We start from the raw sequence: 16,437 nt of genomic DNA, 5'->3' as shown, positions 1-16,437 counted from the left end.
CTCATGGAACAGCACACCTTTCTGCCTGTGCTCCTCGGCAGCGATATCAATGCATATGGTATGGCTCGCTCCTTCCATGAGGAATATGGCGTGAAGTCTCTTGCCTTGGCGTCCTTTCCTTTGGCGCCCACCCGCTACAGCAAGATTGTCACCGTGCAGGTGCATGAATCACTAGCTGATCAAGAAGCTTTTTTGGCCATCGTCCTCGAACAGGGCAAAGAACTTTCAACGAAACACGACAAGCTTGTGCTTGTTCCCTGCGGGGATAGCTATGCAGAGTTGGTTTCCCGCTTCCAGAAAGAACTCAGCGAATTCTTTATCGTTGCAACGCCACCACACGATCTTCTTGAGTCACTGGTGAATAAAGCTCGCTTTTATGAGCTGTGTGCCGCACACGGCATTGCCCACCCAGCCACGCGCATCATTACTGCCCAGGACGCGCGAGATGTTGATGCCCTTGAGATTCCGTTTAGTTTCCCTGTTGCTCTCAAGCCGTCAGATTCGGTGTCCTATCTTGACGTGAAGTTTGAGGGTCGCAAGAAGGCGTACATTCTCGATAGCGCAGATGAAGTTCGTCACATTGTGCGAGAGATCTATGCGCACGGATACTCAGACACCCTCGTTCTCCAGGAATACATACCCGGAGATGATTCTCATATGCGTGTTCTTAACGCGTATGTCGATGCCACCTCCACGGTGCGCATGATGTGTTTGGGAAATCCTCTGCTGGAAGATCATGCCCCAGACATGGTGGGAAACTACACCGTCATCCGCAGTAGCTCCAATCACGAGGTTTACGCTCAGATTCAGAAGTTCCTGCAGGGCATCGGGTATGTCGGTTTCGCGAACTTCGACATGAAATTTGACGCGCGGGATGGAAGCTGCAAGCTATTTGAGTTGAACCCTCGCCAAGGGCGCAGCAGCTTTTTTGTTACCCTGGCTGGCTATAACCTGGCTCGCTACCTTGTCGAGGATCGAGTATTTGGTCGACAATCAACGACTGTCTATGGAGATCACGAGAGTTTATGGATGCAAATCCCCAAGCGAGTGTTTTTGAAGTACGTGCAATCTGCCGATGAGAAAAAACGTGCACAAGCGTTAATCCGCACTGGCAAGTGGGGAACAACGCTGCGATATGCCAAGGATATGAATCTCATGCGCTGGCTGATCCTGTTGCGGATGGACATGCGGTATTTTCAGAGTTACCGCCGTTACTTCACGGCACGCTCAGCTAACACCGAAGGGGTTTAGAAATGACCAACCTCATTGGTGTGCTTGGGGGCATGGGTCCCGATGCAACAATTACCTACTTGTCTATGGTGGTCGAAAACACACAGGCCTCAACTGATCAAGAACATGTTGACCTGGATTGTGTAATGCATTGTTCGATTCCCGACCGCACCGCATACATCTTGGACCGCTCTCAGCCCTCGCCTCTACCTGACCTCATTCAGGACATACAGACACTGGGGGAGCGTGGGGCCACAGCAATCGCAATTCCGTGCAACACCGCACACTACTTTTTTGAAGAATTACAGGCCGCCTCACCTGTTCCTGTGCTCAACATGCTGGAGTTGGCTGTTGATAGCCTGCGCGAACGCTACCCTCAGGCGCGAAATGTTTGTGTTCTGGGAACACGAGGAACCGCTCAAACTGGTGTTTATGCCCCCGCTGTCGAAAAGGCAGGGCTGACTCTGGTGGATGTGAGTGAGGAAGGCCAGAAGCTCGTGGATACCGTCATCTTTGACCGTGTCAAAGCAGGTATTCCAACTGAGCATTCGTTGTATAGCGACATGCTTGCTGAGGGAATGGCCTCTGGCGCAGATGCCCTTATTTTGGCCTGTACGGAACTTTCCGTACCTGAGCGTCAGATTGAGCATGATTACCCCACACTGGATGCTCTCGTCGCCCTTGCCCGTGCCACAGTAGTCGCGGCAGGAAAGCAGCTGAAACCTGCCCTGTAGCTCACTTGAGGTGCGACACGCCCGGGATGCCACAGAGATTTGCTGGGATCGTAATAAACCCGTAATGTTGTCACTTGTCACCCCAAAGGTGCTGATTGCCTCAGAGCGTCAGACCTCAAGCGGGACCATCTCAGTTACTTTGAGAAAACGCCACGGCGAACACTTGGTAACTATCTGGATGAAAATCCATCATGTAACGCGATGTTGCGAACGGCAGCCTGAGAGTCCATGACTCTCCGGTGATGAGTTTGACAAAATCGTTTTTGATGGTAAGTTAGGACAGTTGCCCTAAACCGGTTCTGAAAAGAATTGGAGTAGGAGCGCCCGATCCTTGAGAACTCAACAGCGTGCACAATGTCAAATGCCAAAACCCGGCATCAACTTTTGTTGATGTACGGATTCCTTTGGAAAAAAATTAGACAACAAAACATGTCAGCAATGACTGTTCTGTTTTGTCAGTTTCAAACTCGTGACATTCGCCCTTATTCCGGGGAATGTCACATAAATAGATTTGCCACCAGCTTTTAGCCGGTGGCTATCAATCTTTTACGGAGAGTTTGATCCTGGCTCAGGACGAACGCTGGCGGCGTGCTTAACACATGCAAGTCGAACGATGAACCCGGAGCTTGCTCCGGTGGATTAGTGGCGAACGGGTGAGTAACACGTGAGTAACCTGCCCTTGACTCTGGGATAACTGCGGGAAACTGTAGCTAATACCGGATACGACCCTCGGCGGCATCGCCAGGGGGTGGAAAGAATTTCGGTCAAGGATGGACTCGCGGCCTATCAGCTAGTTGGTGAGGTAACGGCTCACCAAGGCGACGACGGGTAGCCGGCCTGAGAGGGTGACCGGCCACACTGGGACTGAGACACGGCCCAGACTCCTACGGGAGGCAGCAGTGGGGAATATTGCACAATGGGCGCAAGCCTGATGCAGCAACGCCGCGTGAGGGATGACGGCCTTCGGGTTGTAAACCTCTTTTAGTAGGGAAGAAGCGAAAGTGACGGTACCTGCAGAAAAAGCACCGGCTAACTACGTGCCAGCAGCCGCGGTAATACGTAGGGTGCAAGCGTTGTCCGGAATTATTGGGCGTAAAGAGCTCGTAGGCGGTTTGTCGCGTCTGCTGTGAAATCCCGAGGCTCAACCTCGGGCCTGCAGTGGGTACGGGCAAACTAGAGTGTGGTAGGGGAGATTGGAACTCCTGGTGTAGCGGTGGAATGCGCAGATATCAGGAAGAACACCGATGGCGAAGGCAGATCTCTGGGCCATTACTGACGCTGAGGAGCGAAAGCGTGGGGAGCGAACAGGATTAGATACCCTGGTAGTCCACGCCGTAAACGTTGGGAACTAGATGTAGGGTCCATTCCACGGATTCTGTGTCGCAGCTAACGCATTAAGTTCCCCGCCTGGGGAGTACGGCCGCAAGGCTAAAACTCAAAGGAATTGACGGGGGCCCGCACAAGCGGCGGAGCATGCGGATTAATTCGATGCAACGCGAAGAACCTTACCAAGGCTTGACATATACCGGAAAAGCGTAGAAATACGCTCCCCGTAAGGTCGGTATACAGGTGGTGCATGGTTGTCGTCAGCTCGTGTCGTGAGATGTTGGGTTAAGTCCCGCAACGAGCGCAACCCTCGTCCTATGTTGCCAGCACGTAATGGTGGGAACTCATGGGAGACTGCCGGGGTCAACTCGGAGGAAGGTGGGGATGACGTCAAATCATCATGCCCCTTATGTCTTGGGCTTCACGCATGCTACAATGGCCGATACAGAGGGCTGCAATACCGCAAGGTGGAGCGAATCCCAAAAAGTCGGTCTCAGTTCGGATTGAGGTCTGCAACTCGACCTCATGAAGTCGGAGTCGCTAGTAATCGCAGATCAGCAACGCTGCGGTGAATACGTTCCCGGGCCTTGTACACACCGCCCGTCAAGTCATGAAAGTCGGTAACACCCGAAGCCAGTGGCCTAACCGCAAGGAAGGAGCTGTCGAAGGTGGGATCGGTGATTAGGACTAAGTCGTAACAAGGTAGCCGTACCGGAAGGTGCGGCTGGATCACCTCCTTTCTAAGGAGCATTTGGAGACTTCGGTCTTCCAGAGCCTCTACTCAGACGAATGTTCTGAGGAGGTTAGCTCATGGGTGGAACATTGACATTGATTCAGAACCAGATGGTTCACAGTTAGTACGGTCTTCGGACTTGGAACGCAGTGCTCCAGGAGGGTCTGAATACGCACGCTGTTGGGTCCTGAGGGACCGGGACACCAGGTTTTACTTGGTGAAACGAACCTCTGGACCTTTCTTCGTTTACATCACTCGTAAACAAGAGAGGTACCGCCCGTACTTTGAGAACTACACAGTGGACGCGAGCATCTTAGATTCAGAGATTTATCTCTGAATCACAAAGATCATATTGAGCGTAAATTTATTTACGTTCCGATAGATCATTGGTCAATTTTTCTATAACGAAAAATCGATTCAAACTCATGTGATTTCAAATTTCTAAGAGCAAACGGTGGATGCCTTGGCATCTGGAGCCGAAGAAGGACGTAGTAATCTGCGATAAGCCTCGGGGAGCTGATAAACGAGCTTTGATCCGAGGATTTCCGAATGGGGAAACCCCGCTGGGCCCGCAAGGTGACCCAGTGACTCCCGCCTGAATATATAGGGCGGGTAGAGGGAACGTGGGGAAGTGAAACATCTCAGTACCCACAGGAAGAGAAAACAAAAGTGATTCCGTAAGTAGTGGCGAGCGAACGCGGAAGAGGCTAAACCGATCATGTGTGATATCCGGTAGGAGTTGCATGGTCGGGGTTGCGGGACTTTTCATTCTGTTCTACCGAGCAGTCAGCGTTACAACGTTGTATAGACGAATGGTCTTGAAAGGCCAGTCATAGAGGGTGCCAACCCCGTAGTCGAAATGCAGCAATGGCGCGAGAAGTATCCCAAGTAGCACGGGGCCCGAGAAATCCCGTGTGAATCTGTCAGGACCACCTGATAAGCCTAAATACTCCCAGATGACCGATAGCGGACAAGTACCGTGAGGGAAAGGTGAAAAGTACCCCGGGAGGGGAGTGAAATAGTACCTGAAACCGTTTGCTTACAAACCGTTGGAGCACCCTTGTAGGTGTGACAGCGTGCCTTTTGAAGAATGAGCCTGCGAGTTAGTGATATGTGGCGAGGTTAACCCGTGAGGGGAAGCCGTAGCGAAAGCGAGTCTTAATAGGGCGTTTCAGTCGCATGTTCTAGACCCGAAGCGAAGTGATCTATCCATGGCCAGGTTGAAGCGGCGGTAAGACGCCGTGGAGGACCGAACCCACTTAGGTTGAAAACTGAGGGGATGAGCTGTGGATAGGGGTGAAAGGCCAATCAAACTTCGTGATAGCTGGTTCTCTCCGAAATGCATTTAGGTGCAGCGTTGCGTGTTTCTTGCCGGAGGTAGAGCTACTGGATGGCCGATGGGCCCCACCGGGTTACTGACGTCAGCCAAACTCCGAATGCCGGTAAGTGAGAGCGCAGCAGTGAGACAGTGGGGGATAAGCTTCATTGTCGAGAGGGAAACAACCCAGACCACCAACTAAGGTCCCAAAGCGCGTGCTAAGTGGAAAAGGATGTGGAGTTGCAGTGACAACCAGGAGGTTGGCTTAGAAGCAGCCACCCTTGAAAGAGTGCGTAATAGCTCACTGGTCAAGTGATTCCGCGCCGACAATGTAACGGGGCTCAAGCACGCCACCGAAGTTGTGGCATTGATATATATTGGTAGGCCTTCGTGGTCCAGCCGTATTGATGGGTAGGAGAGCGTCGTGTGGCCAGCGAAGCGGCGGTGGAAACCAGCCGTGGAGGCTACACGAGTGAGAATGCAGGCATGAGTAGCGAAAGGGGAGTGAGAAACTCCCCCTCCGGAAGACCAAGGGTTCCAGGGTCAAGCTAATCTTCCCTGGGTAAGTCGGGACCTAAGGCGAGGCCGACAGGCGTAGTCGATGGACAACGGGTTGATATTCCCGTACTGACGAAAAACCGCCCAAACTAATCCAGTAATGCTAAGTGTCTGAATCCCCCTGATCTGAGACTTCGGTCAACGACGGGCGGGCCTAGCACACGACCCTATGCTGGTGCGGTTAGCGTATTAACAGGTGTGACGCAGGAAGGTAGTCAAGCCGGGCGATGGTTGTCCCGGTCTAAGGCCGTAGGGCGAGAGATAGGCAAATCCGTCTCTCATTAAGCCTGAGAACCGATGGGTAGCTCTCACGAGCGAAATTGATGATCCTATGCTGCCAAGAAAAGCATCGACGCGAGGTTTTAGTCACCCGTACCCCAAACCGACTCAGGTGGTCAGGTAGAGAATACTAAGGAGATCGAGAGAATCGTGGTTAAGGAACTCGGCAAAATGCCCCCGTAACTTCGGGAGAAGGGGGGCCTGAGGCGTGTAGGGATTTACTCCTGAAGCGTTTGAAGGCCGCAGAGACCAGTGGGAAGCGACTGTTTACTAAAAACACAGGTCCGTGCCAAGTCGCAAGACGATGTATACGGACTGACGCCTGCCCGGTGCTGGAAGGTTAAGAGGAGCGGTTAGCGTAAGCGAAGCTGCGAATTTAAGCCCCAGTAAACGGCGGTGGTAACTATAACCATCCTAAGGTAGCGAAATTCCTTGTCGGGTAAGTTCCGACCTGCACGAATGGCGTAACGACTTCCCAGCTGTCTCAACCGCGAACTCGGCGAAATTGCACTACGAGTAAAGATGCTCGTTACGCGCAGAAGGACGGAAAGACCCCGTGACCTTTACTACAGCTTGGTATTGGTGTTCGGTGTGACTTGTGTAGGATAGGTGGGAGACTTTGAAGCTGGCACGCTAGTGTCGGTGGAGTCATTGTTGAAATACCACTCTGGTCACTCTGGACATCTAACCATGAACCGTAATCCGGTTCTGGGACAGTGCCTGGTGGGTAGTTTAACTGGGGCGGTTGCCTCCCAAAAAGTAACGGAGGCGCCCAAAGGTTCCCTCAACCTGGTTGGCAATCAGGTGGCGAGTGTAAGTGCACAAGGGAGCTTGACTGTGAGACTGACAGGTCGAGCAGGGACGAAAGTCGGGACTAGTGATCCGGCAGTGGCTTGTGGAAGCGCTGTCGCTCAACGGATAAAAGGTACCTCGGGGATAACAGGCTGATCTTGCCCAAGAGTCCATATCGACGGCATGGTTTGGCACCTCGATGTCGGCTCGTCGCATCCTGGGGCTGGAGTAGGTCCCAAGGGTTGGGCTGTTCGCCCATTAAAGCGGTACGCGAGCTGGGTTTAGAACGTCGTGAGACAGTTCGGTCCCTATCCTCTGCGCGCGCAGGAAATTTGAGAGGATCTGTCCTTAGTACGAGAGGACCGGGACGGACCAACCTCTGGTGTGTCAGTTGTTCCGCCAGGAGCACCGCTGATTAGCTACGTTGGGAATGGATAACCGCTGAAAGCATCTAAGCGGGAAGCCGGCCTCAAGATGAGATTTCCATCCCTTCGGGGGAGAGGCTCGCAGCTAGACTACTGCGTTGATAGGCCGGATGTGGAAGTGGGGACTAAAGACCCATGGAGCTGACCGGTACTAATAAGCCAATAATTTGATAATCACTACACATAACCTGTTGTAAGGCTAGGTTTTGTGGCCTGATGTTCGCGTCCACTGAGTGGTTCTCGATGTACGGTCGAGAACTGCGCATACATCGTATGTGCACGTTTCACTTTGATATACATCAATAGTGTTTCGGCGGCCATAGCGAGAGGGAAACGCCCGGTTACATTCCGAACCCGGAAGCTAAGACTCTCAGCGCCGATGGTACTGCAGGGGGGACCCTGTGGGAGAGTAGGACACCGCCGGACTTCTTTGTAAAAGAGCCACCCGTTTTTACGGGTGGCTCTTTTGCGTTAAGCTAGACCACGTAGTTCTCAACATTTCTTGTGAACTGCGTTCAAATTACACAGAGGACTCTTTGATGAGCGAAGAAGATAAAGATTTCGGCACGCCTGAACTTGCTGATCGACCCCGCCGAGACGGCCAGGGTCCCAGAAACAACCGCCCAGAGAGTTCTCGTGAACAGCGCCCCAACCGCTACGGTGTTCCACGTGATGGTTCACGTCCACAGCGTGATGGTCGCCCAGCGCAGTCACGCGGTGAAAGACCCACGTATGGTGAGCGTGCCTCGCGTCCAGATCGTGAAGATCGACCCCGCTATGGAGATCGCCCCCACAGAGGTGATCGTCCAAGCTATGGTGACCGCCCTCAGCGCAGTGACCGTCCTGCTTATGGAGCACGCCCTGATCGGGGAGAGCGTCCTCGTTATGGCGATCGTGAAAGCGCTCCACGTGGTGATCGTCCCCGCTATGGTGATCGTGATGGCGCTGCCCGTGGTGACCGACCACAACGTCCTTCGGGGGAGCGTTCTTCCTATGGTGGACGCCCTGACCGTAATGACCGTCCTGAACGCGGCGGTTATAGCCGCGGTGGTTCACAAGGTGCACCCCGTGGCGAACGCACAGGTAATGACCGTGGTGGCCGCCCCTCTTACGGAGATCGTGGACCCCGCCCCGAGCGCACGGTGCGTTCTTATGGAGATAAACCACAACGGTCGAATGTGCGCAGCTATGGCGACAGGCCACAACGCAGTGAACGCCCCTACGGTGATCGCCCTCAGCGGTCTCAAGACCGCTCATATGGAGACCGTCCAGAGCGTCCTCGCTATGGAGACCGCGGTGGTCGCCCAGATCGTGCAGGTGCTCCTCGCACTGGAGGGCGTAATTTTGGTGATCGTGAGGAGCGTCGTCAACGTTTTGAGGAGCCTGAGCTCACTGAAGAACAGAGGATGGCGCGCGAGCTTCGTATGGTTCGCCCCCACCACGACGATCCTTGGATTGATGATGATGTCACTGATGACATGCTCGACAAGGCAGCACGCAATGAGCTGAAAACTCTCACCAAAGAGAATGCAGAGCGCGTTGCCAAGCATTTGGTGATGGCAGTGAGACTGATGGATGAGAATCCTGAGCTGGCGCACCAGCACGTTCTTTCTGCTGCTCGTCGTGCTGGACGTATTGCGATTGTTCGAGAAACGCTGGGAATTACTGCATATGCAATAGGCGATTTTGCGCTGGCGTTACGTGAATTGCGCACTTACCGTCGTATTTCTGGTTCGAACGAACAGATTGCACTGATGGTTGATTCAGAGCGTGGTGTTGGACGTCCCGATAAGGCATTGGAGCTGGGGCGTTCAGTTGATAAATCGACACTGTCTGAACCAACACAGGTTGCCTTGGCTATAGCAATGTCGGGTGCACGTCTTGATCTAGATCAGGTCGATCTAGCGTTAGCTGAACTAGAAATTCCTCAACTAGACCCTTCTAAAGCGTTCACATACAGCCCAGCGTTGTTCCATGCATATGCTGAGGTGTTAGAAGAGTTGGGCCGTCACCAAGAGGCTGCCGAGTGGACTACGTGTGCTGAAGTTGCTGAACGTGCGCTCATCGATGCTCAGTTGATTGCTTCGACAGATGAAGACGAACAAGACATCGTCGTATTTGAAGAAGAGTTAGAAGAAGACCAGTTTGATCTGGTCAGCGAAGGACCTCTTGACGTTGAGACTCTCGCACTGGCCGATGTCATTAGCTCTGGTGCCTTCGAGGAGTCAGACTGCGCTGAAGTTGAGCTATCTGACACTGAACTGAGCATCGCAGAACAGGATGCTCTCATCGCTGAAGGTATTGGTCCAGATGATCTTCTTGAGGATGATGTTCGTCAAATCCTGATGGAGACTGCTCACCTGGATGAAGAGAGGAAATAGGCGTGAGTCTGTTTTCTAAGAAACAGCCAATTTTGGGTCCAAGCCCTGTGGAGGGGAAATCTGTCGTGCTGGCGGATCTCGATGGCGTCGTTTATGCAGGTCCTGGTGCTATTGATTATGCAGTTGAGTCACTGAACTCTGTTGCAGAACACACTCGGGTTGGTTACATCACGAACAATGCCTCACGCACAGCAGCAAGTGTTGCCTTTCACCTTCGTGAGCTTGGTTTGGACTGTGCAGAAGAGGACGTAGTGACGTCCCCTCAAGCAGCAATGCACCTGCTTGCTGAGGTTGTGGAGCCAGGGTCGACCATTTTGGTTGTCGGCGGTGAAGGCTTGACTTACGAGCTGGAAAAGAACGGTTACACCGTTACTTTCTCGGCAGAAGATAACCCAGCCGCTGTCATTCAGGGGTTTTCACCCGAGCTTGGTTGGAAACATCTTGCAGAGGCAGCTTTTGCATTGAATGCTCGACCAAGTGCTGATGCCTTTGGCGGAACCGTCACAGATGCACAGGGCGAGGGCATTCCGTGGGTTGCCACAAACATGGACTGGACTATCCCTGTTGCACGTGGTGTTGCCCCCGGTAATGGGACATTGGTTTCTGCTGTGCATACCGCAGTTGGTCGTTTACCGCAGGTTGCAGGGAAGCCTGAACTTCCCATCTTCGAGGAGGCAGCCCGTCGCTTCGGCACTGCCGAAGCACCAGAGACTGCGTTGTTTATCGGTGATCGTCTCGACACTGATGTCATGGGTGGTAATCGTGCGGGGATGGAAACAGTTCTTGTGCTCACTGGGATTGATCAACCCAAGCAATTACTTGCAGCTCCTGCAGGGTCACGGCCGACCTATATCCTTGGGGACCTCCGCGAGCTTCAGTTGCCGTATCCCACCCCGGTAACAAACAAAGACGGGTCAGTTACGGTTCGTGGAGCCACGGTGCGTAAAGAGGGCATGGATTTGGTGATCGTGAGCAGAGGAGAGGACAAGTTGGATCTTCTTCGAGCTGCGTGCCAAGTGATCTGGGATAGCGGTTTGGCCATCTTTGGTTTCACGGTCCCTGAGGAGCTCTACCTTTTCTAACTACCTCGCGTTAGTGTGAGAACACAGCGAAGGGGGCACGTATCATGGCTCACAGGACGGTAATGCCCTCAACCAAGCTGGGGCGATGGGGTTTTGGGCTCATCATTACAGCGGCAGGACTTGTTGCTCTGTCGATGATCACAGCGCTCTTCTTGAGTAATCCTGCAGCCGGAACGGCCTATAACGTTTTGGGCATTCTGGCGCCGGTATTTATTCTTGTGAGCCTAGTTGCGCTTGTTCTTTCATGGATCGCCATCCTCAAGGGCAAAGACCGAGGATTGTTGTTGATTATTTTCGCCTCCATCCTCACAGCCCTGTGTTTGTTTTTCCTCATCGGCGAGGTGGCCGAATCTAGTTGGTCCAGAAATTAGGAGTGATGATGACGTTTTTGCCCAAAACTGCCAGCGGCAAATGGGGCTTTGGCCTCAGCCTGGCTTTTGTCGTGTTGTTTGTGCTCAAAGTTGTGGTGCCTATCCCGCTTCCGTCGATGGCCATTTTTGCGGTGGGAATAGCGGGGGTTGTTCTCAACGTGATCGCGTTGTTTAGAGGCGAGCGTTCCATCTTGTTTTATGTTCTAGGTGGTCTAATTAGTTCGTTTGTTCTGTTCTGGGTTGGTGGAGAATTACTGTTTCCTCACTAATTGCATTAACGAGTGAGGGCCCCGGCATTGCAACCGGGGCCCTCGCTAGTGGTGTTCTTAGTGGTGAACTTCTTTCTCTGCACCGTGACCGGTGAGTGAACGAACTTCCATCTCTGCGGCAAGCCAGGAGTTTTCCTTACGACCGCCTGCATAGGTTCCGAGGATACCGAGCAGGAATGCCAGAGGAATCGAAACGATACCTGGATTGTCCAGTGGGAACCAGTGGAAGTCAATACCCTTGATCATGGAGGCGGTGAGCTCTCCAGTCTTGGGGTCAAGCTTTCCGGAAACCACAGGGGAGAATGCAATCAGAACTACGGAGGAAATCAGACCACCGTACATCGACCACAGTGCACCACGAGTGTTGAAGCGGCGCCAGTAGAGCGAGTAAATGATGGTGGGCAGGTTTGCAGAAGCTGCGACAGCGAATGCCAGTGCAACCAAGAACGCAATGTTCTGACCTTGTACACCGATACCACCGAGGATTGCGAGAGCACCGATTACCACGATGGTAATGCGAGCAATCTTGACCTCAGCGTTGGGGCGAACCTCACCACGCTTGATTACGTTGGCGTAGATGTCGTGTGCGAACGAGGTAGCAGCGGTGATGGTCAAACCAGCAACCACGGCCAAGATCGTCGCGAACGCGATAGCGGAAACGATACCTAGCAGAACTGGGCCACCGAGTGCTGCAGCAAGCAGTGGAGCAGCCGAGTTAGCAGCACCTGGAGCTGCAGCAATCGTTGCGGGGCCAACAAGGACCATAGCGCCGAAGCCGAGAACCAGAGTGAAGAGGTAGAACGCACCGATGAGCCAAATAGCCCATACAACGGACTTACGAGCTTCCTTCGCGGTAGGTACCGTGTAGAAACGCATGAGTACGTGTGGCAGACCTGCGGTACCGAGTACGAGAGCCATTGACAACGAAATAAAGTCAATAGGGTTCTTGCCGTACTTCAGACCAGGCTGAAGTGGGTCGAAGGGAGCCTCAAGAGCCTGAGAAACCTCAACACCCTTTTCCAGCAGGGTTGACAGGTTGAAACCGTTGAGCGCCAGCACCCAAATGGTCATGATTCCAGCACCAGCAATCAGCAAAGCTGCCTTGATGATCTGAACCCAGGTCGTACCCTTCATACCACCGACGAGTACGTAGATAACCATGAGGATACCCACGACGGCGACGACGAGTGATTGACCGAGCTGGTCGTTAACTCCGAGGAGCAGTGAAACAAGACCACCGGCACCAGCCATCTGTGCGAGAAGGTAGAAGAAGCAAACAACCAAGGTGGAGATTGCTGCAGCCAGGCGCACTGGACGCTGGTGGAGGCGGAATGAAAGTACGTCCGCCATGGTGAACTTACCTGTGTTACGCATAAGTTCTGCAACCAGGAGCAGAGCTACGAGCCATGCAACAAGGAAGCCGATGGAATACAAGAATCCGTCGTATCCAGCAAGTGCAATAGCACCTGTAATTCCGAGGAAGGATGCGGCTGAAAGGTAGTCACCTGCGATAGCCATACCGTTTTGGGTACCACTGAAGGAGCGACCACCTGCGTAGAAGTCGTTTGCAGACTTGTTGTTACGACCAGCGCGAATAACGATGATCATCGTCACGATAACAAAAGCACCAAAGATGCTCATGTTGAGGATTGGGTTGTTATCTGCAGCGGTTGTGGTGACAGCCTCTGCAGCGTGAATCAGAACGTTGCTCATGCGACACCTGCCTTCTGCTTAGCTTCGAGCTCTTGACGAAGTTCAGATGCGAGTGGGTCAAGACGCTTGTTAGCAAAGTTGACGTACCACATCGTAATTCCGAATGTCGTGACGAACTGAAGGAGTCCGAAAATCAGACCAATGTTGATAACACCAAATACAGGTGTTGCCATCCAGTTAGATGCAAAAACAGCGAGTACTACGTATAGGAAGTACCAAGCCATTGCTGCAATGAGTACAGGGATTACGAATCCACGCTGACGTTTGCGTAGTTCCTTGTACTTAGGTGTTTCTTCGAAGGCAGGATAATCAATCCTGTGATGACCCTTCTCTGTCTCTTCGTTACTCACGCGGCCTCCTTGCCTCATGTGTTGGGGTAGTGCAGTGAATCTGCCGGATTTAGGCCGGCTTCATCGGTTCAGGGTTGCCCACGAGGGCAACCGTGAGATCTTCGAGGACACTGATGTCCTCAATCGTTGGTGGGACGACGAAATCTTCGCCATCCACTATCTGACGCATTGTTTTGCGCAGAATCTTTCCTGAACGGGTCTTGGGGAGGCGCTCGAGTACGAGCACGTCACGGAAGGCAGCTACGGGGCCTACCTTCTCGCGGACCAATTGCACCAGTTCGGAACAAATCTCGTCGTGGTTACGGTCAACGCCTGCTTTGAGGGTGACAAAACCACTAGCACGCTGACCTTTAAGTTCATCTTTCACGCCGATAACAGCACATTCAGCAACATCAGGGTGGTGTGCGAGTGCTTCTTCCAGCTGACCGGTTGAAAGTCGATGTCCGGCAACGTTGATGACATCATCGGTGCGGCCCATGACGAATACATAGCCATCTTCATCGATATAGCCGGAGTCTCCAGTTGCGTAATACCCATCAAACGCATCCAGGTATGCCTTCTGGTAGCCGTCTGGTCGACCCCATAATCCGGCTAGAGTTCCCGGGGGCATGGGGAGCTTGATGACGATGTTTCCTTCTTCGCCGGCAGCTACGTGGTTGCCTTTGCCGTCAACAACTTCAACTTTGTATCCAGGAACTGGAACAGTCGAGGACCCAGGCTTGATTGGTAGCGTTTCAATACCGCGAGGGTTGGCCGTTATCGCCCAGCCTGTTTCAGTCTGCCACCAGTGATCTACCACAGGAATGCCCAGGCCTTCACTCGCCCATTCCAATGTTTCTGTGTCTAGGCGTTCTCCAGCCATAAAAAGTGTGTGCATGGAGCTTACGTCGTACCGCGCCAGTTCCTTGAGCTCAGGATCTACTCGTCGGATTGCACGAAGTGCAGTGGGGGCAGTGAAGAGTGCACGGACCTTGTACTCATCCACGATGCGCCAGAAAGCTCCCGCATCCGGAGTTCCAACTGGCTTACCTTCATAAATGACGGTGGTTGCCCCTGCTAGCAGGGGAGCGTAGACAATGTACGAGTGGCCCACGACCCAGCCAACATCGGATGCTGCCCACATCACTTCACCGGGCTTGATGTTGTAAATGTTGGCCATGGACCATGTCAGGGCAACAGCGTGACCGCCATTGTCTCTCATAATGCCCTTGGGGTTTCCGGTAGTTCCAGAGGTGTAGAGAACGTAGAGTGGGTCGGTTGCGAAAACAGGAACACAGTCAGCGGGCGTTGCCTTCGCCGTGGCGACATCCCAGTCCAACCACGTCACGCCATTGACCCCGTTGTAGGTCTTGATAGTGCCAGGAACGTTGCGGCGTTCTTTCACAATCACGGTGTGAATGGAACCTTGTGATAGCTCGAGAGCTTCAGCAACCATGGGTAGGTATTCAACAGTTCGCCCAGGCTCAAGACCACCTGAGGCAGTGACCAGTACTTTTGGCTTCGCATCGTCGATGCGAACCGCTAATTCGTTTGCGGCGAATCCGCCAAACACGACTGAGTGGACAGCGCCGATTCGTGCGCAGGCCAGCATCGCAATGATGGCCTGAGGGATCATGGGGAGATAGATAATGACCCGATCACCCTTGGTGACTCCCTGGGCAATCAATACCCCAGCAAATGCTTTGATGTCCTCAAGAAGTTCAGAGTAGGTGAAGCGATCTTTGACTCCGGTCATGGCCGAGTCATAAATGACGGCGGTTTGATCACCGCGACCTTCGAGAACGTGTCGATCTACGGCGTTGAAACAGGTGTTGAGCTCAGCTGCAGGAAACCAGCGGTAGACAGGAGCACCTGAGTCATCGAGAGCTTCAGTGGGGGGAGTAATCCAGTCGATGGCCTTGGCTGCCTCGAGCCAGAACTTCTCAGGGTTCGAGGCGCTGGCTTCATACACCGATAGGTAGTTCTGTGCTGCAGTCATCTCTCGCCTCCCCTTTGAGTCTGGGGTTCTCCTCGTTGAGAACTCCGTGAGTTGTGCTGCCAATTTCTTAAGCTGAAAAACACCTCAGAAATAAACGCTAGGGATGACTGTATACACAAAATGTCTAAATGTGCAATATTTCGCAAACTATTGCGTGTTGAAACCCCTGTGTGTATACATAGAGGGAGTGAGTCTGTATACAATGAAGTTGTTGGGGCTGGTCAAGGGAGACAACATGAGAGCAAGCGACAAGGCATATCGCACGCTTCTCCACGAAATTGTCGACGGCGATTTAGCGCCGGGAACTGTCTTGGCGGAGGTCGAACAATCCACCCGCCTGGGAGTATCGCGCACACCACTTCGTGAAGCACTCTCCAGGCTCATGGCAGACGGACTGGTTGAATCCGCTCCTGGCCGTGGTGTTGTTGTCACCGAAGTTTCACTAGAAAACATCACCGAACTTTATGAAGTTCGTGAAGCGCTGGAGGAGCAAGCTGCTCGTTTAGCTGCCCAACGTCGTGATCCCAAAGTCTTTATCAAGATTGCCGAAGAATTTGCTCATGCATCTGAACTGATTGAATCAGGAGCTGAAGGTGTTCGTCACTACTACGAGCTCAACGAAAAATTTGATGAAGCTGTCGACGAGGCCGTCCAGAACACCTATTTAGTTTCAGCGCTGCAAAATGCTCGCGTTCACCTTTCTCGGATTCGACGCATTGCCAAGGGTGATCCAGCACGTTTACACGAAAGCGCAATCGAAACCATGCTGATTATCGAAGCCATCATCGATGGTGATGCCGCATTGGCCGCTCATGCCACCCACGTTCACCTGCACAAATCTTTGACCAATATCCGCGCCTCCGTGAAGGGGCACCTCAAATCAGTTGACGTGGCATAA

General features: G+C 53.0%; 10 protein-coding genes and 3 rRNA genes. 10 read left to right on the top strand and 3 right to left on the bottom strand.

What is annotated here, in order from left to right; all coding sequences use genetic code 11:
• Positions 1-3 precede the first annotated feature (3 nt).
• The 9 genes from AUMI_RS03715 to AUMI_RS03675 all read left to right on the top strand — a co-directional run bounded on the left by AUMI_RS03715 (position 4) and on the right by AUMI_RS03675 (position 11,498).
• Entirely contained in the window at positions 4-1,251 is a 1,248-nt protein-coding gene (locus AUMI_RS03715) for a carboxylate--amine ligase (protein ID WP_096381452.1), read from the top strand.
• Positions 1,252-1,253: 2 nt separating this feature from the next.
• The gene (gene cuyB / locus AUMI_RS03710; RefSeq protein WP_096381449.1) at positions 1,254-1,964 is read left to right on the top strand and encodes a cysteate racemase; all 711 of its coding nucleotides are present in this window, start codon (positions 1,254-1,256) and stop codon (positions 1,962-1,964) included.
• A gap of 545 nt (positions 1,965-2,509) precedes the next feature.
• Positions 2,510-4,030: ribosomal RNA gene (locus tag AUMI_RS03705) — 16S ribosomal RNA — on the top strand.
• A gap of 424 nt (positions 4,031-4,454) precedes the next feature.
• Positions 4,455-7,570: ribosomal RNA gene (locus tag AUMI_RS03700) — 23S ribosomal RNA — on the top strand.
• Between the two features lie 134 nt (positions 7,571-7,704).
• Positions 7,705-7,821, top strand: a 5S ribosomal RNA gene (gene rrf, locus AUMI_RS03695).
• Together the 16S, 23S and 5S rRNA genes form the textbook arrangement of a ribosomal RNA operon.
• Positions 7,822-7,934: 113 nt before the next feature.
• Positions 7,935-9,776 carry a hypothetical protein gene (locus tag AUMI_RS08245; protein ID WP_231951835.1) on the top strand — a complete coding sequence of 614 codons (1,842 nt, stop codon included), beginning with the start codon at positions 7,935-7,937 and terminating at the stop codon, positions 9,774-9,776.
• A gap of 2 nt (positions 9,777-9,778) precedes the next feature.
• On the top strand, positions 9,779-10,858 hold the full coding sequence (locus AUMI_RS03685) for an HAD-IIA family hydrolase (protein ID WP_096381447.1): 1,080 nt from the start codon (positions 9,779-9,781) through the stop codon (positions 10,856-10,858).
• Positions 10,859-10,920: 62 nt separating this feature from the next.
• On the top strand, positions 10,921-11,229 hold the full coding sequence (locus AUMI_RS03680) for a hypothetical protein (protein ID WP_096381444.1): 309 nt from the start codon (positions 10,921-10,923) through the stop codon (positions 11,227-11,229).
• A 5-nt stretch (positions 11,230-11,234) separates the two neighbouring features.
• On the top strand, positions 11,235-11,498 hold the full coding sequence (locus AUMI_RS03675) for a hypothetical protein (RefSeq protein WP_148664047.1): 264 nt from the start codon (positions 11,235-11,237) through the stop codon (positions 11,496-11,498).
• A gap of 57 nt (positions 11,499-11,555) precedes the next feature.
• Here the strand turns inward: AUMI_RS03675 and AUMI_RS03670 are convergent, their stop codons facing one another.
• The 3 genes from AUMI_RS03670 to AUMI_RS03660 are packed head-to-tail and all read right to left on the bottom strand — an operon-like array spanning position 11,556 to position 15,539.
• Complete coding sequence (locus AUMI_RS03670) at positions 11,556-13,211, bottom strand: solute symporter family protein (protein ID WP_096381439.1); 1,656 nt, start codon at positions 13,209-13,211, stop codon at positions 11,556-11,558.
• Positions 13,208-13,561 (bottom strand): DUF485 domain-containing protein, encoded by a 354-nt coding sequence (locus AUMI_RS03665; protein ID WP_231951833.1) that lies wholly within the window; start codon positions 13,559-13,561, stop codon positions 13,208-13,210. Before AUMI_RS03665 ends, AUMI_RS03670 begins: the two co-directional genes overlap by 4 nt.
• 49 nt (positions 13,562-13,610) lie before the next feature.
• The gene (locus AUMI_RS03660) at positions 13,611-15,539 is read right to left on the bottom strand and encodes a propionyl-CoA synthetase (protein ID WP_096381435.1); all 1,929 of its coding nucleotides are present in this window, start codon (positions 15,537-15,539) and stop codon (positions 13,611-13,613) included.
• Positions 15,540-15,774: 235 nt separating this feature from the next.
• Between AUMI_RS03660 and AUMI_RS03655 the strand changes: the two genes are divergently transcribed.
• Positions 15,775-16,437 carry a GntR family transcriptional regulator gene (locus tag AUMI_RS03655; protein ID WP_096383442.1) on the top strand — a complete coding sequence of 221 codons (663 nt, stop codon included), beginning with the start codon at positions 15,775-15,777 and terminating at the stop codon, positions 16,435-16,437.

The organism is Aurantimicrobium minutum (genome assembly GCF_002355535.1).
In the GTDB taxonomy this organism is placed as follows: domain Bacteria; phylum Actinomycetota; class Actinomycetes; order Actinomycetales; family Microbacteriaceae; genus Aurantimicrobium; species Aurantimicrobium minutum.
The sequence above is the reverse complement of the archived record's forward strand: the minus strand, read 5'-3'. Positions and strand labels throughout refer to the sequence as shown.

Bases quoted from the DNA above. Each gene is read 5' to 3' on its own strand.
- AUMI_RS03715 (WP_096381452.1), top strand. From the start codon at position 4: ATGGAACAGCACACCTTTCTGCCTGTGCTCCTCGGCAGCGATATCAAT.
- cuyB (WP_096381449.1), top strand. From the start codon at position 1,254: ATGACCAACCTCATTGGTGTGCTTGGGGGCATGGGTCCCGATGCAACA.
- AUMI_RS08245 (WP_231951835.1), top strand. From the start codon at position 7,935: ATGAGCGAAGAAGATAAAGATTTCGGCACGCCTGAACTTGCTGATCGA.
- AUMI_RS03680 (WP_096381444.1), top strand. From the start codon at position 10,921: ATGCCCTCAACCAAGCTGGGGCGATGGGGTTTTGGGCTCATCATTACA.
- AUMI_RS03675 (WP_148664047.1), top strand. From the start codon at position 11,235: ATGATGACGTTTTTGCCCAAAACTGCCAGCGGCAAATGGGGCTTTGGC.
- AUMI_RS03670 (WP_096381439.1), bottom strand. From the start codon at position 13,211: ATGAGCAACGTTCTGATTCACGCTGCAGAGGCTGTCACCACAACCGCT.
- AUMI_RS03660 (WP_096381435.1), bottom strand. From the start codon at position 15,539: ATGACTGCAGCACAGAACTACCTATCGGTGTATGAAGCCAGCGCCTCG.
- AUMI_RS03655 (WP_096383442.1), top strand. From the start codon at position 15,775: ATGAGAGCAAGCGACAAGGCATATCGCACGCTTCTCCACGAAATTGTC.